This window comes from Pseudonocardia spirodelae (assembly GCF_037727765.1).
Taxonomy (GTDB): Bacteria; Actinomycetota; Actinomycetes; order Mycobacteriales; family Pseudonocardiaceae; genus Pseudonocardia; species Pseudonocardia spirodelae.
Genome location: NZ_JBBJUP010000002.1, coordinates 137397 through 155730, shown reverse-complemented (window position 1 = coordinate 155730; position 18334 = coordinate 137397). Strand labels below are relative to the sequence as shown.

Here is an 18334-nt window from a genome sequence, read left to right as displayed (position 1 = left end):
GTCGTGATCGACCTCTCCCAGCCGTGGGCGCTGGTGTTCCTGCTGGTGGCCGGGCTGCTCGCGGGCGCGGTGAACGCCGTGGCCGGCGGCGGGTCGCTGCTGGTGTTCCCGGCGCTGCTCGGGGTCGGGTTCCCCCCGCTGGCGGCGAACGTCACCAACTCCGTCGCCCAGTGGCCCGGCTACGCGGGCCTGGTGCTCGGTGCGCGCCACGAGCTGCCCGGGCAGGGACGCAGGATCGTGGGCACCGCGGTGGCCGCCGCGCTGGGCAGCGCGGTGGGCTGCACGCTGCTGCTGGTGCTGCCCACGGCCGTGTTCGACGCCGTCGTGCCCGTCCTGGTCATCCTGGCGAGCCTGACGATGGCGGTCGGCCCGTGGCTCAAGCGCCGGATCGGCGACCCCGCGACCGGGGGGCGCGACCGCACCGGCGGGCTGCTCGTCGCGGTGTTCCTCGCCTCGGTCTACGGCGGCTACTTCGGCGGCGCGCTCGGGGTCGTGCTGATCTCGACGCTGTCGTTGTTCGCCCACGACGAGCTGCGCCGGCTCAACGCGCTCAAGGGTGTGCTGTCGCTGGTGGTGGCGACGGTGACGGTCGTCGTGTTCGCGCTCGGCGCCCCCGTCGACTGGCTCGCCGTCGCGCTGCTCGCCCCGACGACGCTGGTCGGCGGCTACCTCGGCGCCCTCGTCGCGCGCCGGATGCCGGAGACGCTGCTGCGCTGGGCGGTGGTCCTGCTGGGGCTGGCCGTCGGCGTCGCGCTGCTGTTCACGTGAGCCTGCTGCTCGCGGTCGCGCTGCTGGCCGCCGTCCTGGCGGCGGCGACGCTGCGGCCCTTCGGGCTGCCCGAGGCCGTGGTCGCCGTGCCGGCGGCGCTCGTCGCGGTACTGGCCGGGCTGGTGACCCCGGCCGCGGCGTGGGCCGAGACCGCGGAGCTGGCACCGACCGTCGGGTTCCTCGCCGCGATCCTGCTGCTCGGTCACCTCGCCGACGCCGAGGGCGTGTTCCGCTGGCTGGGCGCCCGGCTGGCGACGGCGTCGGCCGGCTCGGCCCGGCGGCTGCTGGTCGCGGTGTTCGCGGCCGCGGCCGGGACCACGGCGGTGCTCAGCCTCGACGCGACCGTGGTGCTGCTGACCCCGGTGGTGCTGGCGACGGCGGCCCGGCTCGGGGTGGCGTCGCGGCCGCACTCGTTCGCCTGCGCGCACCTGTCGAACTCCGCGTCGGGGCTGCTGCCGGTGTCGAACCTGACCAACCTGCTGGCGTTCTCGGCGTCCGGGCTGGGGTTCCTCACCTTCGCCGGGCTGATGGCCGGGCCGTGGGTCGCGGTCATCGCGGTGGAGTACCTGGTGCTGCGGTGGTGGTTCCGGCGCGACCTGCGCGACGCCCCGGACCCCGGCCCCGGGCCGGAGCGGGCCGGCCCGGCACCGGCGGCCGAGCCGGCACCGGTCGTCGCGCTGGCGGTGCTGGCGCTGACCCTGGCCGGGTTCGCGGTGGCCTCCCCGCTGGGCGTCGAGCCGGGCTGGGTGGCGGCCGCCGGGGCGCTGGTCCTGGCCGTGCGGGCGCTGGTCCGGCGCGAGACCGGTCCGCTGCGGCTGGTGGCGGCGGCGTCACCGGGGTTCTGCCTGTTCGTGCTGGCGCTGGGGGTGGTCGTCGCGGGGGTGAGCGCGCAGGGGCTCGCGCGGTGGATCGGCGCGCTGCTGCCCGCGACCCCGGACCTGGCCGGGCTGCTGCTCACCGCGGCCGTCGCGGCGGTGCTGGCGAACCTGGTGAACAACCTGCCCGCGACGCTGGTGCTGCTCACCGCCCACGGCCCGGCCGCCCCGCCGGGACTGGTCCTGGCGATGCTGCTCGGCGTCAACATCGGGCCGAACCTGACCTACGCGGGCTCGCTGGCGACGCTGCTGTGGCGCCGCATCGCGACCGGCTACGGCGACCCGCCGCAGCTGGGCACGTTCCTGCGGCTGGGCGCGCTGACCGTGCCGCTCGGGCTGCTCGCCGCGACGACGGCGCTGTGGGGGGCGCTGGCGGTCCTCCCGCCCTGACCCGCCCGCCCTGGACACCGCGGGAGCCGCCCCGGACGTGCGACGGCCCCGCCCGGAGCGGTCCGGGCGGGGCCGTGGCGGTCGTCGGGAGGGCTAGAACTCGTGGGCCGAGTCGTGGCCGAGGTCGGTGTCGGGGTCCATCTCGCGGGCCGGGACGCCCAGCGGGCGGGAGCTGCCGCGCCGCTGCTGCGGCAACCGCGCGACCACCTTCATCTCGTGTGCCAGGTCGTAGCCGTAGTCGTGCTCGTGGATCTGCGACATCGCTGTCCTCCCCGTCCCTGTGTTCCCCGCGACAACCGAGACATCACCGCTGACATCACGCTCCGTAGGTTGACCACCCCGTACGGTGCCCGCAGATCATCGCCCGGCCGGGGAGCCCCCGACAACGGTGCGCAGTCGACACCGCCCGAACGGGTCAGGGCGGTATCGATACAGGGGTCAGTGGTCCAGGTAGGACGTGTCGTTGACCAGGCGCACCGACGCCCCGCCGTCGGGGTAGAAGTCCGCGACGTTGAGGCAGGCCAGGTCCAGGTGCATCCGATAGAGCACCTCGTCGCCGGAGCCCAGCGCCGTCCGCAGCAGCATCTTGATCGGCGTCACGTGGCTGACCAGCACGACGGTCTCCCCCGCGAACTCCTCGACGATGCGCCGCCGCTCGGCCTCGACGCGCTCGGCGACCGCGCGGAAGCTCTCCCCGCCCGGCGGTGCGACGTCGGGCGAGCCCAGCCACGCCCCGTGCAGCTCCGGGTCGCGCTCGCGGGCCTCGGTGAAGGTGAGCCCCTCCCAGCCCCCGAAGTCGGTCTCGATCAGGGCGTCGCGCACGGTCAGCTCGGCGCCGGTCGTCTCCGCGACCGCGGCCGCGGTCTGGCGGGCACGGCGCAGCGGCGAGGACAGGATCACGGCCGGCCGGACGTCCTGGCGGGCCAGCCGCGCGGCCAGCGCCCGGGCCGCGGCCGCCGCCTGCTCCTGCCCCAGCCCGGTGAGCTCGGGGTCGCCGTGGCCGGAGTAGCGGCGCTCGACCGACAGCTCGGTCTGCCCGTGGCGCAGCAGGATCATCCGCACCGGCGTGCCCGCCTGCCCGGTCCACGCCGCCGCGACGGCCGCGGAGTCGCCGCCGGACCCGGCGCCGTCGGCGGCCCCGGCGGGCGGCTTCGGCGCGGGCCCCGCCGCGGCCGCGGGGTCCAGCGCGGGGCTGGACTCCCCGTCCATCGCGCGGTTGGCCAGTGCGTCGGCGCGCGCGTTCTCCGCGCGCGGGATCCAGGTGAAGGAGACCGCGTCGAACTCCCCGGCCAGCGCGCGGGCCTCGTCGGCGAGCTCGGCCAGCGCGGGGTGCTTGATCCTCCAGCGCCCGCTCATCTGCTCGACGACGAGCTTGGAGTCCATCCGGGCCTCGACCTCGGTGGCCCCGAGCTCGCGGGCCGCGGCGAGTCCGGCGATCAGGCCGCGGTACTCCGCGACGTTGTTGGTCGCGGTGCCCAGGCCGTCGTAGACCTCACCGAGGACCTGACGGCCGCCGGCGTCGAGGACCACCGCGCCGTAGCCGGCGGGCCCGGGGTTGCCGCGCGAGCCGCCGTCCGCCTCGACGACGAGCCTCACCGGCCACGCACCAGGATCGCGCCGCACTCCTCGCAGTGCACCACGTCGTCGGCGGCCGCGGAGCGGACCTGCCCGAGGAAGGTGCGGTCGAGCTCGAGCCGGCAGGCCCCGCAGCGCGACTCGCGCAGCTGCCCGGCGGCGACCCGCCCGCGGGCCCGGATGCGCTCGTAGTCGGCGAGCAGGTCCTCCGGCAGCGCGGCGACGAGTTCCGCGCGGGCCCGGTCTCGGCCGGCGCGGGAGGCGTCGATGTCGGCCTCGGCGCTCTCGCGCCGCCCGGTCAGCTCGGTCACGGCGGCCTCGGCCTCGGTGACCTCGCCCCCGGTGTGGTCGAGCTCGACGCCGACGGCCTCGCGCTCCTCCATGACCCCGAGCTGCTCATCCTCCAGGACGCCCTGGCGGCGGGCCAGGGTCTCCAGCTCGTGCTGGAGCTCGGTGGCCTGCTTCGCCCCGACCCCCGACCCGGCCAGGAGCTGCTGGTCGCGCGCGGTGCGGGCGCGGACGCCGTCGATGTCGCGCTCGAGCCGGGCGATGTCGCGGTCGAGGTCCCCGGCGCGGGTCTCCGCGCGGACCTGCGCGTCCCGCGCCGTACGGACCCGCTGCTCGGCCTCGGTCAGCTGCGCCAGCTCGGGCAGGGTCGAGCGCCGGTGGGTGAGCCGGCCGATCTCGGCGTCCACCTCGGCCAGCGTCACCAGCTTCGCCTGGGCGGTGGGATCGGCCTTCATGCACTCGCCTCCGGGAGGTCTTCGGTCGGGTCGGTCCGGTGGGCCGGGGTGTCCGGGCCGGACGGGACGGCGGTCGCGGCCGTCGTCCAGGGATCGGTGCGGGCCCGTGAGACCGCGACGGTGACGCTACCGCCGAGCGCCGCGGTCACGACCCCGGCCGCCTGCCCGCACCACGGCCACTCCGAGGCCCAGTGCGCGACGTCGACCAGCGCCGGCGTCGGGCCGCCCGGGCCGGTCCCGGCGAGCGCGTGCTCGGAGGCCGGGTGGTGGCGCAGGTCGGCGGTGACGAAGGCGTCGACGCCGGCGCGGGCGGCCGCGTCCAGGGCGGAGTCACCGGCTCCGCCGCACACCGCGACCCGGCGCACGGGACGGTCCGGGTCCCCCGCTCCGCGCACCCCCCAGGCCGTCGGCGGCAGGGCGTCGGCGACCCGGCGGGTGAACGCCGCGAACGACTCGGTGCCCGCCAGCTCCCCGACCCGCCCCAGCCCCCGCGACGACGGCAGCGGCGCCATCTCCAGCAGGTCGAACGCGGGCTCCTCGTAGGGGTGCGCGGCGCGCAGCGCGGCGACGACGTCGCGGCGCCGCGCGCGCGGCAGCACCATCTCCAGCCGGGTCTCGGCCACCCGCTCGAGCCGGCCGACCGTGCCGATCGCGGGCTCGGCGCCGTCGAGGGGCAGGAACTGGCCGGTCCCGGCGGTGGCGAACGAGCAGTGCGAGTAGTTCCCGATCGCCCCGGCGCCGGCCTCGGCGAGCGCCGCGTGCACCGCGCCGATCGACGGCCCGACCGGCACGAACGTGACGATCTTGTCCAGCGCCGGGCCGGGCTCGGGCGCCAGCGGCCCGGACACGGTGAGGCCCAGCGCCGCGGCGAGCGCGTCGGACACGCCGGGGTCGGCGACGTCGGCGTTGGTGTGCGCGGTGAACAGCGCCACGCCGGCCCGGATCAGCCGGTGCAGCAGCGCGCCCTTCGGGGTGTCGGCGCCGACGCCGTGCACCCCGCGCAGCAGCAGCGGATGGTGGGTGACCAGCAGCTGCGCCCCCGAGGTGATCGCCTCGTCGACGGTCTCCGGGGTCGGGTCGACCGCGAACAGCACCCGGTCCGCGGGTTCGGTGGGGTCGCCGCAGACCAGCCCGACGGCGTCCCAGTCCATCGCGAGCGCGGGCGGGTAGGCGGCCTCCAGCGCGGCGACGACGTCGCCCACGGTGGCGCTCACGCCGCGGCCCCCAGCCGGCGCAGGGCGTCGTCGAGCGCCTCGACCAGGCGCCGGGCGGTCTCGGGCGGGCGGACCGCGACGCGGACGTGGTCGGGCCCCAGCCCGGGGAAGGTGTCGCCGCGGCGCACCGCGATCCCGGCCTCGCGCAGCAGCCGCCGCACCGGCTCGCCGGTGCCGTCGGGCAGGTGCAGCAGCAGGTAGGGCGCCGGCCCGGAGACGACGGCGACGCCCTCGACCGCGGCGAGCGCGGTCGTCATGGACACCCGGTGCGCGGCCAGCTCGCGGGCCTTCTGGTCCGCGGCGGACACCGCGGCGGGCTCGCTGCAGGCGATGATCGCCTCCAGGGCCGGGGTGGACACCGGCCACGGCGGGCGCGGGGCGCCCAGGCGGGCCAGCAGGGCGGGGTCGCCGAGCGCGTACCCGGCGCGCAGCCCGGCCAGCGCCCACGTCTTGGTCAGCGAGCGGAAGACCAGCAGGCCGGGCGGGCCGGGGTCACCGGCCAGGCTCTCCGGCTCGCCGGGGACGGCGTCGGCGAACGCCTCGTCGACCAGCAGCACCCGGCCGGGGCGCGCCAGCGCGCGCAGGTCGGCGGCGGGGTGCAGCACCCCGGTCGGGTTGGTCGGGTTCCCGACGACGACGAGGTCGGCCTCCTCCGGCACCGCGGCCGGGTCCAGGGCGTGCCCGGCCGCGGCGTCGGTCAGCACGCGGACCACCGGCACCCCGCCGGAGCGCAGCGCGGCCTCCGGCTCGGTGAACCCGGGGTGCACGACGGCGGCCAGCCGCGGGCGCAGGGCCGGGAGCAGCGCGAATCCCTCGGCGCTGCCGGCGAGCGGGAGCACCTCGGCGGGGTCGCGACCGTGCCGGGCGGCGACGGCGGCGCGGGCCCGGGCGTCGTGGTCGGCGCGCGGGTAGCGGCCGAGCCCGTCCAGCGTGGCGACGAGCCGCTCGCGCAGCCACGGCGGCGGGCCGTCGCCGATCACGTTGACGGCGAAGTCCACCAGCCCGTCGGCCGCGTCGACGTCGCCGTGGTGGCGCAGGTCGTGCCCGCTCCCGTGGTCCGCCGCGGCGCCATGGTCATCGAACGGCATCGGGCCACCCTACGGCGCCGCCCGGTCCATGCCCGACAATGGTCACCTGCCCCGTCCGCTCCCCGCCCGAGGCGTCACCGTCGACGTCGGTACCCCCGCTCCCGGAGGATCGCCCTCGTGAACGTCGTGTTCGTCTGCACCGGCAACATCTGCCGGTCCCCGATCGCCGAGAAGATGCTGGCCGCCGAGGTCGAGTCGGCCGGCCTGTCCGACCGCGTGCGGGTCACCAGCGCCGGCACCGGCCACTGGCACATCGGGCAGCCGATGGACGAGCGGGCCGAGGAGGTCCTGGCCGCGCACGGCTACGACACCACCCACAGCGCCCGCCAGGTCGACTCCGAGATCCTCTCCGCCGACCTGCTCGTCGCGCTGGACGCGGGCCACCTGCGCTCGCTGCAGCGCTCGGTCCCGGACCCGAAGCGGGTGCGGCTGCTGCGCTCCTTCGACCCGGACGCCCCCGACGGCGCCGAGGTCCCGGACCCCTACTACGGCGGCCCGGACGGGTTCGCCGAGGTCCACGCGATGATCGCCGCCGCGATGCCCGGCCTGGTCGAGCACGTCGAGCGGAGCGCGTGAGGGACCGGGTCGCGCGGCTGACCGGCCGCGCGGTCGTCGCGGGGCCCGCCGGGCACCCGCCGCGCTGCACACTCGACGACGGCACGGTCGTCGTGGTCAAGGACGGTGCCGCCGAGCCGGGCTCGGTCCCGGCCGAGGCCGCCGGGCTGCGCTGGCTCGCCGTCCCCGGTGGGCCACCGGTCGCCCGCGTGCACGGCGCCGACGACACGCTGCTGGTCACCGGCCTCGTCGAGCCCGGGCCCGCGACACCCGCGGGCGCGGAGCGGCTGGGCCGCGGGCTCGCGGTGCTGCACGCGGCGGGGGCACCGGCCCTCGGCGCCCCGCCGCCCGGCGGCCCCGCGGACGCCTGGATCGGGCACGCCCGGATGGGCGACCACCCGCACGACGGGCCGTGGGGCGCCTGGTTCGCCGCCGAGCGCGTGCTGCCCTACCTGCGGGCCGCGCGGGACCGCGGCGCGCTGGACCCGGCCGGGGCCGCCGCGATCGAGCGGGTGTGCGGGCGGATCGGCGACCTGGCCGGGCCGGAGGAGCCACCGGCCCGGCTGCACGGGGACCTGTGGTCGGGCAACGTGCTGTGGGCCGCCGACGGCGACGGGTGGCTGATCGACCCGGCCGCGCACGGCGGGCACCGCGAGTCCGACCTGGCGATGCTCGCCCTGTTCGGCCTCCCGCACCTCGACCGGGTCCTCGCCGCCTACGACGAGCGGGTCGGGCTGCACCAGCTGTTCCCGCTGCTGGTGCACGCCGTGCTCTTCGGCGGCGGCTACGGCGACGCCGCCGCCGCGGCCGCCCGCCGGCTCTGAGGGTCCGTCCTCAGTAGGCGCCGTGCTCGCCGCGCAGCGGGAACCCGGCGGACCGGTCCTCCTGCAGCTTCACGCCCAGCACCTGGTGGAGCTGGATGTTGTTCAGGTCGAACCCGAGGCGGCAGGCGGCCATGTAGAGCCGCCAGACGCGGGCGCGCCCGATCCCGACCTCGGCGACGGCGTCGGTCCAGTTGCGCTCGAGGTTCGCGCCCCAGTCCCGCAGGGTCATGGCGTAGTGCTCGCGCAGGTTCTCCTCGTGCCGGATCTCGAAACCGGTCTCGTTCATCGCGTCCACCAGGGTCGCGACCGGCTCCAGCTCCCCGTCGGGGAACACGTAGCGGTGGATGAACGGGTCGGTGTGGCGGTGGTCGGGCCGGTGGGGCTGGGTGATGCAGTGGTTGAGCATCCGCCCGCCCGGGCGGAGCTTCGCGTACATCGCCGCGAAGTAGGAGTCCAGGTTGTGCTTGCCGATGTGCTCGGTGAGCCCGATCGAGGACACCGCGTCGTAGACGCCGTCGGGCACGTCGCGGTAGTCGAGGTGGCGCACCTCGGCCAGCTCGGACAGCCCCTCGCGGGCGATGGCCTCCTGCGCCCAGGCGGCCTGCTCGCGCGACAGGGTCACGCCCAGCGCGCGGACGCCGTGCTCGCGGGCGGCGTGCCGGACCATGCCGCCCCAGCCGCAGCCGACGTCGAGCAGCCGCATCCCCGGCCGGAGGTCCAGCTTCGCCGCGACCAGCTCGTACTTGGCGGCCTGCGCGGTCTCCAGCGACGCCTCGGCGTCGGGGTAGGCGGCGCAGGTGTAGGTCATCGACGGGCCGAGCACGAACTCGTAGAAGCGGTTCGACACGTCGTAGTGGTGGGAGATGGCCTGCGAGTCGCGCCGCCGGGAGTGCAGCAGGCCCTTGGGCCGCGCCTCCAGGTCCGGCGGCGGCATCCGGTGCTCACGCCAGTACGGCAGCAGCCGCCGTGCGAGCCGCAGCTGCTCGCGCCGCGGGATCGAGTGCAGCGTGACCTCCGACATCGCGCGCAGCGCGGTGTAGAGGTCGCCGTCGACGTCCAGCTCCTCGGTGACGTAGGCGCGCGCCAGCCCGAGCGAGCCGGGTGCGCTCACCAGCCGGCCGAGCGCCCGCGGGGAGTTCACCCGCAGCGTCACCGGCGCGTCGTCCGGGCCCGAGCGGGACCCGTCGAACGCCTCCACCCGCAGCTCCCGCGACGAGCCCAGGACCGAGGCCAGGATCCCCGCCACCGGTTCCGTCGACGTCGTGCGCTCCAGCACTCCTGTCATCGTCTTCCCCTCCCCTGTCGTCACACCTGTGCAGGACGCCTCAGCGGCCGGTGACCTTGCGGTACAGGTCCGGTGCCCGGCCGTCCGGGTCGTAGCGCTGCTTCACCGCCCGGTACGCCCCGCCGTTGTAGTGCGCCCAGAACTCGTCCTCGCCGTAGTGCACGGTCGAGTACAGCGACTTGTGCCCGCCGAGGTCGGCGACGCACTGCTCGATCAGCCGGTTGTGTGCCCACGGGTCCCCCGGCCTCTCCGCGACCGAGGACCAGAACCCGACGTTGACGTAGAGCCGGCCCGGCTCCATCGGGTAGAGCGGCCAGCTGCGCCGTCCGCGCAGCTGCAGCGGGCACAGCCACACCGGCTCGATCGGGATCTCGCGGTGGAAGAACTCCAGGAACTCCGCAAGGCGCTCCACCGGGATCTCGACGTCCTGCACGACCATCTCCTCGGCCGTCCCGCCGAGGGCCTCGCGGACCCGGTTGGACGCGCCGTACCGCTGGTCGAGGGCGACGAGGCGGCGGTAGACGTCGGAGCGGCGCAGCCGGCGCGGCCAGAACCGGCGCACCGCCGGGTGCTGCACGCCGAACGCGCGCGAGCACCAGAACCAGTCGGTGTCCCAGCGCCACAGGTAGTCGTGCACGGTGAGGTGGTCGACCGGGCGGCGGCGCAGGGAGCGGTAGAAGACCTCCTGGCCGGTGTAGTCGGAGATCCGCGCGCCGGGCATCGGGGCGTCGACGAACTCGCCGGTCGTCAGGTACTGCTCGTCCGCGGAGAACACGACGCCGTCGAGGAAGTCCACCTCGCCCGCCGCGACGAACTCCTCGATCGCGGCCGCGGCCGCCGCCCCGCCGGGGTACCGGTGGTGGGTGAGCTTCACGAACGGGCGGACCGGCGCGAGCTCGACGACCAGGCGGACCGCGTAGCCGAGGGTGCCGTAGGAGTTGGGGAAGGCGGCGAACAGGTCGGCGTGCTCGCCGTCCGGGGTGACACGGAGCAGCTCCCCGGCCGGGGTCAGCACGTCCATCTCCAGCACCGACTCGTGCGGCAGGCCGTCGCGGAAGGAGGTGGACTCCACCCCGAGCCCGGTCACCGCGCCGCCGAGCGTGATCGTCTTCAGCTGGGGGACGACGAGCGGCATCAGCCCGTGGACCAGCGTGGCGTCCACGATGGTCTCGTAGGTCGCCATCCCCTGGACCTCGGCCGTGCGCGTGGCCGGGTCGACGCCGAGCACCCCGTCCAGTGCGGACGTGTCCAGCCGCCGGACCGCCGCGCCGGTGTCGCGCGCCCCGAACCGGAACAGGTTCGACGACGGCTTCCCGAGCTGCACGGGACCGTCCCCGGCCCGTGCCCGGCGCATGTCCTCGACGGCCGCGTCGTGCGCGGCGCGGTTCGTGCCCAGCGTCCCGGCCTGCATGGACGCCGACGATAGACCCATCTCGTTTGCGACGCTCATGATTTCCGGAGCCTCCTCCGTCACACGCCGCAACGATCTTCCGACGCGCACGACCGATCCCGTCGTGATGTCATCACGCGCGTGGCACACACCAACGAGAACCCCGCGCAGAACGTCACGTTCCCGAGCAACGGCGGGACCGCGCACGGCTACCTGAAGCTCCCGGAGTCCGGCTCCGGACCGGGCCTGGTCGTCATCCAGGAGTGGTGGGGCCTGACCGACCACATCGTCGACGTCACCGACCGGCTCGCGGCCGAGGGCTTCGTCGCGCTGGCCCCCGACCTCTACGGCGGGCGCACCACCCACGACTCCGACGAGGCCGGGCAGCTCATGGCCGACCTCCCGGTCGCATCCGCGGCCACCGACCTGGCCGGTGCCGTCGACCACCTGCTGGGCCTCGACGCGGTGACCTCCTCCACCGTCGGCGCGATCGGCTTCTGCATGGGCGGCGGCTTCGTGCTGGTCCTGGCCGCGCAGCAGGGCGACAAGGTCAGCGCGGCGGTGCCGTTCTACGGCGTCCTCAAGGAGGACTACCCGTCGTTCGCGGACCTGACCGCGGCCGTGCAGGGCCACTTCGGCCAGGAGGACACCATGGCCGACCCGGACGCCGTCGCCGCGCTCGCCGACCGGATCGAGTCCGAGTCCGGCACCCGCCCGGACTTCCGCCAGTACCCGGCCGGGCACGCGTTCTTCAACGACGAGAACCACATGGGCACCTACGACAAGGAGCAGGCCGACATCGCCTGGTCGCGCGCCACGCAGTTCCTGCGCGAGCACGTCAAGTAGGTCCGGCGGCGGGGCCCCGCGCCGGGGCCCCGCTCATCCTCCCAGCAGCTCGCGGGCCATCCCACCCAGCGCCCGCACTCCCCCGGTGGGACGCACCCGGGCCGCGGCGGCGGCGAGGCCGGCGTGCTCGTCGCCGGTCAGCGCGATGTCCGCGGCCGCCACGTTGGACTCGAGCTGGGCCACGCTCGACGCCCCGGGGATCGCGACGGTGTTGCGGTGGTGCACCACCCAGGCCAGCGCGATCTGCGACGGCGTCGCGTCGTGCCCCGACGCCACGTCGCGCAGGGTGTCGAGCAGCGGCGCCAGCGCCCGCAGGTTCTCCGGGAGCCAGGCGGCCCTGGTGCGCCGCACCGCGTTCGTCGGGCGGTGGGTGGCGTCGTAGCGGCCGGTCAGCAGCCCCTGGGCCAGCGGGCTGTAGGCCATGACGATCCGGTCGTGCGCGGCGGCGTGGGCGACCAGGTCCCCGGCGGGCGCGCGGTGCAGCAGGCTGAACTCGACCTGGTTGGACAGCACCGGCCCGCCCAGCGCCGCCTCCGCGGCGCGCCACCGGGCCGTCGAGTACGACGACACGCCCGCCGCGCGGACCAGCCCGACCCGCTGCAGCGCGGCCATCCCCCGCATCATCGAGGCGTCGCCGAGCAGCGGGTGCGGCTTGTGGACCTGGTAGAGGTCCAGGGTGGACACCCCGAGCCGGGCGGCGGAGGCGAGGGCGCGCTGCTGCAGGACCGGCCCGAGCGGCAGGACCGGGAAGAACTTCGTGGCGAGCACGACCTCGTCGCGCCAGCCGGGACCGCCCGCGGCGCGCAGGGCGTCGCCGAGGATCACCTCGCTGCGCAGCGGGCCGTACAGCTCCGCGGTGTCGAAGACGGTGACGCCGAGCTCGCGGGCGCGCGCGACGATCCGACCGGCCTCCAGGGCGTCGCCGTAGCCCCACTCGCGGGTGCCGAACTGCCAGGTGCCCAGGCCGATCACCGACCAGGGGACGGGACCGGAGCCGGGGACGTCGAGGTGGCGCACCCGCGCCAGTGTTCCCGACGTCCCCGGTCCCCGCGCCGCGCGGCCCCCTCGGTCGCGCGGTGCGCCCCGTGCTCAGCGCACGGGCGCGCCCGGCCCGAGCGGGATCCCCAGTGCCCACCAGGCCAGGAAGAGCGCCGTCCAGACGACCGTCATCGCGACGGCCAGCGGCAGCGTGTACGACGCGAGCGTCCCGATGCCGGCGTCCTTGCGGTAGCGCTGCAGGAACCCGAGCGCCATCACGAAGTACGGGCTCATCGGAGTGATCGCGGTGGAGCCGGAGTCCGCGATCCGGAACAGCGCCTGGGTGGTCTCCGGCGGCACCTCGACCAGCATCAGCATCGGCACGATCACCGGTGCGGCGATCGCCCACATCGCCGACCCGCTGGTGATCATCACGTTCACCACGGTGAGCACCGCGAGGACCATGAGGAACACGACCGGGATCGGCACGCCGGTGGTGCGCAGCGCGTCGGAGGCGACGACGGCGAGCACGTCGCCGACGTGCGACCAGTCGAACCAGGCCAGGAACTGGGCGATCGCGAAGAACAGCGCCAGCACCGGGGCCATCTGCCGGATGCCCTCGGCCATCAGCTTCGGCACGTCGGCCGCGGAGGTGACGGTGCCCGCGGCGCGGCCGTAGACGATGCCGAGCAGGCCGAACAGGACGGCGATGACCGCGCCGATGCCGTCCATCAGCGGGGACTCGGCGATCGCGCCGCCGTCCCCGCGCAGCGGCGAGGCCACCGGCAGCACGGCCGCCGTCAGCAGCACCGCGAACACGAGCAGGGCCAGCCCGGCGCGGCGCAGCCCGGCCCGCTGGGCGGGCTGCAGGGTGAGGCCGTCGACGTCGTCGTCGGGGGCGTCGGGGTCGATGTCGAGGTCCGGTCGCCGGGCCAGCACCAGCTTGGTGACCAGGGTGATGACCAGCGCCAGCACCACCGAGGAGGCGATGTTGAAGAACCAGTTGCTGACCGGCGAGACCGTCACCGACGGGTCGACGATCCGGGCCGCGGTCGTGGTGATCCCGGCGAAGATGGCGTCGTTCGGGGTCGGGACCGGGCTGGCGTCGTAGCCCGAGGCGATGGCGGTGTAGGCGACGACGATGCCCAGCACCGGCGAGCGCCCGACGGCGCGGAACGCGAGCCCGCCCAGCGGCACCAGGATGACGTAGGCCGCGGCCGAGGCGACGTGGGAGACGGTCCCGGCGAAGGCGACCGCGAACACCACCAGCGACGCCGGCACCCGGGCCACCCCGGCGCGCATCGCCGCGGCGAGCAGGCCGCTGCGCTCGGCGACCGCGACGCCCATGATCACCGTGACGATGGTCGCCATCGGCGGGAACTCCGCGAAGTTGTCGATCATCGTGGAGACGGCCATGGCGAGCCCGTCGCCGGAGACCAGGTTGCGCACGGCGACCGGTTCGCCGTCCGGGGCGATCACCGAGACGCCGGCCGCGGCGAGTCCGGCGCTGACGACCGCGAGGATCCCGGCGAGCACCCAGAACAGCCAGAACGGGTGCGGCAGCGCGTTGCCGACGCGTTCGACGACGGCCATCGCCCGCACGATGCGGGGCAGCTCCCGGGTGTCGGTCCCGGGGTCGCGGTCCACCGGGGCGCTCACCGGGTCAGCCCGAAGAACTCGCCGACGAGCTCGGTCGCCCGCACGGTCCGCGTCGTGTACCCGCCGCCGCTGTAGGCGAGGGCGCCGGGCCAGGTGTGGCCGCCGCCGTCGACGGCGACGTGGGCGACCCGGGCGCCGGAGCGGCAGCCGCGCCAGGTGGTGGTGGTGACGTCGGGCTCGGTGCGGCGGGTCTGCGGGCGGGCCCGGCAGCCGTCGCGGGCGACCCACTCGGCGACCTTCGCCCCGATCGCGGGGAGGCCGCGGGCGGCGTCGCCGGCGTAGGGGATGGTGGCGTCGCCGGTGCCGTGGACGAACAGCGCCGGGACGGCGCGGCCGGGCGCGCAGGGCGGCTCGCCGGCCCGGTAGTACGCGCCCGCGACCGGTGCGATCGCGGCGATCCGGTCGGCCATCCGGCAGGCGAGGATCTCGGTGAAGCCGCCGCCGTTGGACTTGCCGGTGGCGAAGACCCGGCCGGGGTCGACGCAGAGGCCCGTCTCGAGCTCGTCGAGCAGGTCTGCGGTGAACGCGACGTCGTCGACGCCCGGTGCGGAGTAGGGCGCGCCCTGCCAGGCCTGCTTGCCCTCGTCGCCGGGGACGCCGTCGGGGTAGGCGACGATCGCCGGGAGCCCGGACAGCCCGGTGAACTCCTCGGTGGTCGCCCCGCTGTTGCCGCGGCCGTGGAACACCAGGACCACCGGCGTGGGGTGGCCGGGCCGGTAGGACGCGGGCAGGTGGACGCGGACGGTGCGCTCGACGCCGCCGCTGGTCAGGACGCGGTCGGTGCCGGTGCCCGGGGCCTGGTCGGTGGTCCTGGCGCACCCGGCGCTGCCCCGTGCCGGACCGGCCGGGTTCGCGGGTCCCGCCGGAGTCGCCCCGGCCGGGGTGGTGGTCGCGGCCCGGGCCGTGCCGGTCGCCGGGCCCGCGAGCAGGCCGGCCGCGCAGACGGCGACGGCGGCCGCGGCGGCGAGCAGGCGGGTGCCCCGCCTGGCCGCGCCGGTCGGCGGGGTGGGATGCGGTGGAGCGGGAGGCGGCGCGGGAGTCGGCGCGGTCATGGCGGTCCCCTTCGGTCGGCGTCGTCGACGGCCGTGCTGTGCGTCCCCGCCCGGACGCGGGCAGGGTCGGGCGGCGAGGGCGCCGGGCGGCGCCTCCGCGGGACGTGCGGGACGTGCGGGTCGGTGGGCGGGTTCGGCGTCAGGCCTTGGACCAGGCCGTGACGAAGTCGGTGATCCGGTCGACGATCGCGGCGACGATCGCCTCGCCGTGCTCCGGATCGGCCCGGCGGGGGTCGCCGAGGACCCCGTTGCCGGACAGGCGGTCGTAGGTCGCGCTCAGCGACGGGCCGCCGCGTCGGCGGGCGAGGGCGCCCAGCGCGTCGAGCTGGGCGAACCGGGTCGTCCCGGGTTCCAGCCGGTCGGTGCGGACCAGGTGCGGGGCGACGGCGAGCATCTGCGCCGTCTCGGCCTGCCCGCTGTGCCCGCTGACCTCGGGCGGCCCGGCCGCGGCGACGACGTCGGCGGCCAGCGGGGTGAGCGGGCTCCAGGCGAACTGCAGGTCGGGCCGGGTCGCGAGCAGGTCCTGCGCGACGGTGGCCAGGGTCGCGTCGTTGCCGCCGTGCCCGGTGACGACGCAGATCTTGCGCCAGCCGTGCCGGTGCAGGCCGTCGACGTACTCGCGGACGACGGCGGCGAACGTGGTGGTGCTCAGGCTGACCGTGCCGGCGAAGGCCAGGTGGTGCGGCGACACCCCGACCGGCAGCGACGGCCCGACGACCGCGGTGCCCCCGAGCGCGTCGGCGACCCGGTCGCAGACGGCCTCGGCGCGGATCAGGTCGGTGGCCAGCGGCAGGCCGGGCCCGTGCTGCTCGAACGCCCCGGCCGGCACGAGCACGACCGGGCTGTCGACGACGGCGGCGGCCGCCTCGACCGTCGTCATCTCGGCCAGGCGCCGGGTGCTCACGCGCCCACCGCCGCGGCGATCGAGGCGAGGTGCTCGCGGCAGAGCCGCTCGGCGCGGTCCGGGTCGCCGTCGCGCACCGCCTCCAGCAGGGCGACGTGCTCGGCGTGGTCGCGCTCGCGGTCGTCGTAGCGGTGGCGGATCTCGACCTGGTCGTGCGCGCGGACGTGCAGCAGCGCCTCGACGGTCTCGCGCAGCAGCGCGTTGCCGCTGGTCGCGGCGAGCGCGACGTGGAAGTGGACCGCCGGGCGCAGGTCGCCGACCGGCGGGTGCAGGGCGTTGGTGACGCTCGCGGTGAGCATCGCCAGTCCCGCCGCGTCCCGGGTGCGGGCCGCGGCCGCGGCGATCGGCGGCTCCAGGACGAGCCGGGCGCGGACGAGCTCCCCCACCCCGTCCGGGGTGCGCGACGCGCGGTGCGGGTTGGCGAGCAGCCGCCGTCCGACGCCGGCCCCGACGTAGGTGCCCGAGCCGTGCCGGAACTCGACCGCGCCGGTGGCCTCCAGCCGCCGCAGCGCCTCACGGACGGTCGGGGTGGTGACCTCGAACCGCCTCGCCAGGTCGCGGGAGGACGCGAGCTGGTCCCCCGGCCCGAGGTTCTCGGCCCGGATGATGTCCATGATGTCGTCGGCCAGGCGCTCCGACAGCGTCTCCCCTGCGGTCATAAAGTGACTAAATCACTTATAGACCTGGACGGTCAAGGGTGGCCGGTCCGTCCACCACCGCTCCGCCGGCCGGTCCTCCGCCCGCCGGTGGCTCTCCGCCCCGCGCCCGCGCCGACCGGCGCTGCGTGGCCGCGTCCGCGCGCCCGTTCCGGGTCCGCGCGGACGTTCCGGCCCCGCTCGTGCTGCAGCACAGGCGATCTCGAACGCTGCGCGCGAACCGGCGGCGCGCCCCGGCTCCGCCCGGGCGGCACGGCGGGCGGCGGTGGCGGCGAGGACCGGCGGCGAGGACCAGCGGCGAGGCGGTGACGGAGGAGAGGCGGTGACTGAGGAGAGGGCGGCGCGGAGGCGGCGGTCAGGCCCCCGCCGCGGCGGCGGTCCCGCCGTCCGTCTCCCCGGTCCCTCCGGTCTCCCCGCCCGCACTCCCGGTCGCACCGTCACCGCCGGCGGCCCGCAGGTCGGCGTCGGACAGGAAGCGGTCCAGCTCGGGCCACGTCGTGTCCCGGGCCCGGCGCCCGGTGAGCACGCCGAGGTGCCCGCCCGGCGACGTCGTGAACCGCACCTCCGGGCTGCCGGTCAGCAGCGGCACCGCCCCCCGGACGGCCTTGAGCGGGGCGATCACGTCGTCCCGGCCGGCGACGACGAGCACCGGCACGTCGACGTCGGCCAGCTCCACGTCGCGCCCGCCCAGGCGCAGGCCGCCCGCGGCGAGGTCGTTGCTGCGCAGCAGCAGGTGGAAGATCTGCCCGAACACCCGGCCCGGGTAGCCGTGCATGTTGCGCATGAGGTGGTCCACGGCCTCGATCTGGGCCAGGCAGTCGCGGTCGTCGATCCGCGACGCGATCGCCAGCGGCTTGGTGACGAGCTTGTCGACCGCGGTCAGCTGGAACGCCCAGCCCACCATCGGTGCCGGGAAGCTCCCGACGCCGCGGTAGATCGAGGAGATCAGCCGCCCGCCGGTGATCTGCGCGAGCGGGCGGATCGGCGCGACCAGGGGGACCCGGGAGATGTCGACGGGGCTGCCGATGGCGGCGACCGAGCGCACCGGGAGCGGGGCGCGGGCCTGCACCGCCGCCGCCACGGTGAGCATGGCGAAGATCCCGCCGAGCGACCAGGCGACGAGGTGCACGTCCTCGCCCTCCTCCTGCGCGACCTGGCGGATCGTGCGCGGGAGCAGGTCGTCGACCCAGCTCTCCATGCCCAGGGTGCGGTCGGAGAACGACTTGGGCCCGTAGTCGATCAGGTAGACCGTCCGTCCCTGCTGCAGCAGGTGCTCGACCAGCGAGCAGCCGCGTCGCAGGTCGTAGGCGAAGTCGGGCGCGCCGAGCGGCGGCACGAACAGCACCGGGCCACCCGGCGCCGGGTCCACCCCCGACAGCGGGCGGTAGCGGAACAGGATGCCGTCCGGGGAGCCGACGACCGCGTCGCGCGGCATCCGGCGCAGGTCGGCCAGCCGGCCGACGACGGTCCGGTCCCACACGTTGGCGGCGGCGCCCAGGAGATCCACGGGCGCACCCTACCGGCACGCGGGG

General features: G+C 76.2%; 18 protein-coding genes. 5 read left to right on the top strand and 13 right to left on the bottom strand.

From position 1 onward, the window contains the following. Positions 1-3: 3 nt before the first annotated feature. Together WJX68_RS03065 and WJX68_RS03060 are read left to right on the top strand one after the other, a co-directional pair. On the top strand, positions 4-768 hold the full coding sequence (locus WJX68_RS03065; protein ID WP_340286019.1) for a sulfite exporter TauE/SafE family protein: 765 nt from the start codon (positions 4-6) through the stop codon (positions 766-768). After that, a complete protein-coding gene (locus WJX68_RS03060; protein ID WP_340286018.1) occupies positions 765-2033 on the top strand; it encodes an SLC13 family permease in 1269 nt (422 codons plus the stop codon). The genes WJX68_RS03065 and WJX68_RS03060 overlap by 4 nt, the downstream gene beginning before the upstream one ends. Before the next feature lie 93 nt (positions 2034-2126). Here the strand turns inward: WJX68_RS03060 and WJX68_RS03055 are convergent, their stop codons facing one another. The 5 genes from WJX68_RS03055 to cobC all read right to left on the bottom strand — a co-directional run bounded on the left by WJX68_RS03055 (position 2127) and on the right by cobC (position 6653). After that, entirely contained in the window at positions 2127-2294 is a 168-nt protein-coding gene (locus WJX68_RS03055) for a hypothetical protein (RefSeq protein WP_340286017.1), read from the bottom strand. A gap of 177 nt (positions 2295-2471) precedes the next feature. Further along, entirely contained in the window at positions 2472-3629 is a 1158-nt protein-coding gene (locus WJX68_RS03050; protein ID WP_340286016.1) for a bifunctional RNase H/acid phosphatase, read from the bottom strand. Beyond that, a complete protein-coding gene (locus WJX68_RS03045) occupies positions 3626-4351 on the bottom strand; it encodes a zinc ribbon domain-containing protein (RefSeq protein ID WP_340286015.1) in 726 nt (241 codons plus the stop codon). Before WJX68_RS03045 ends, WJX68_RS03050 begins: the two co-directional genes overlap by 4 nt. After that, positions 4348-5502 carry a Nif3-like dinuclear metal center hexameric protein gene (locus WJX68_RS03040; RefSeq protein ID WP_422785649.1) on the bottom strand — a complete coding sequence of 385 codons (1155 nt, stop codon included), beginning with the start codon at positions 5500-5502 and terminating at the stop codon, positions 4348-4350. The genes WJX68_RS03045 and WJX68_RS03040 overlap by 4 nt, the downstream gene beginning before the upstream one ends. A 59-nt stretch (positions 5503-5561) precedes the next feature. Beyond that, positions 5562-6653: an Rv2231c family histidinol phosphate aminotransferase CobC gene (gene cobC / locus WJX68_RS03035; RefSeq protein ID WP_340286013.1), complete on the bottom strand. Its 1092-nt coding sequence runs from the start codon at positions 6651-6653 to the stop codon at positions 5562-5564. Between the two features lie 117 nt (positions 6654-6770). On the opposite strand from cobC, the gene WJX68_RS03030 reads away from it, so the two are divergent. Beyond that, on the top strand, positions 6771-7229 hold the full coding sequence (locus tag WJX68_RS03030) for a low molecular weight protein-tyrosine-phosphatase (RefSeq protein WP_340286012.1): 459 nt from the start codon (positions 6771-6773) through the stop codon (positions 7227-7229). After that, a complete protein-coding gene (locus WJX68_RS03025) occupies positions 7226-8032 on the top strand; it encodes a fructosamine kinase family protein (RefSeq protein WP_422785641.1) in 807 nt (268 codons plus the stop codon). The genes WJX68_RS03030 and WJX68_RS03025 overlap by 4 nt, the downstream gene beginning before the upstream one ends. A 10-nt stretch (positions 8033-8042) precedes the next feature. On the opposite strand, the gene WJX68_RS03020 is transcribed toward WJX68_RS03025, so the two are convergent. Together WJX68_RS03020 and WJX68_RS03015 are read right to left on the bottom strand one after the other, a co-directional pair. Continuing rightward, a complete protein-coding gene (locus WJX68_RS03020; protein ID WP_340286011.1) occupies positions 8043-9317 on the bottom strand; it encodes a class I SAM-dependent methyltransferase in 1275 nt (424 codons plus the stop codon). Between the two features lie 40 nt (positions 9318-9357). After that, entirely contained in the window at positions 9358-10728 is a 1371-nt protein-coding gene (locus WJX68_RS03015; protein ID WP_422785648.1) for an FAD-binding oxidoreductase, read from the bottom strand. Positions 10729-10848: 120 nt separating this feature from the next. Between WJX68_RS03015 and WJX68_RS03010 the strand changes: the two genes are divergently transcribed. Next, positions 10849-11553, top strand: a complete 705-nt coding sequence (locus WJX68_RS03010; protein ID WP_340286010.1) for a dienelactone hydrolase family protein — start codon at positions 10849-10851, stop codon at positions 11551-11553. Positions 11554-11586: 33 nt separating this feature from the next. On the opposite strand, the gene WJX68_RS03005 is transcribed toward WJX68_RS03010, so the two are convergent. From WJX68_RS03005 to WJX68_RS02980, 6 genes are all read right to left on the bottom strand, one after another. After that, on the bottom strand, positions 11587-12570 hold the full coding sequence (locus WJX68_RS03005; RefSeq protein ID WP_340286009.1) for an aldo/keto reductase: 984 nt from the start codon (positions 12568-12570) through the stop codon (positions 11587-11589). Positions 12571-12642: 72 nt separating this feature from the next. Further along, positions 12643-14124: an AbgT family transporter gene (locus WJX68_RS03000; protein WP_340286209.1), complete on the bottom strand. Its 1482-nt coding sequence runs from the start codon at positions 14122-14124 to the stop codon at positions 12643-12645. 62 nt (positions 14125-14186) lie between these two features. Continuing rightward, entirely contained in the window at positions 14187-15242 is a 1056-nt protein-coding gene (locus tag WJX68_RS02995) for a CE1 family esterase (RefSeq protein ID WP_340286008.1), read from the bottom strand. A gap of 139 nt (positions 15243-15381) precedes the next feature. After that, the gene (locus WJX68_RS02990) at positions 15382-16146 is read right to left on the bottom strand and encodes a creatininase family protein (protein ID WP_340286007.1); all 765 of its coding nucleotides are present in this window, start codon (positions 16144-16146) and stop codon (positions 15382-15384) included. Beyond that, positions 16143-16805, bottom strand: coding sequence for a FadR/GntR family transcriptional regulator (locus WJX68_RS02985; RefSeq protein ID WP_340286006.1), 663 nt, complete (start codon positions 16803-16805; stop codon positions 16143-16145). The genes WJX68_RS02990 and WJX68_RS02985 overlap by 4 nt, the downstream gene beginning before the upstream one ends. A gap of 352 nt (positions 16806-17157) precedes the next feature. Continuing rightward, positions 17158-18309, bottom strand: a complete 1152-nt coding sequence (locus WJX68_RS02980; protein WP_340286005.1) for an alpha/beta fold hydrolase — start codon at positions 18307-18309, stop codon at positions 17158-17160. Positions 18310-18334: the final 25 nt, after the last annotated feature.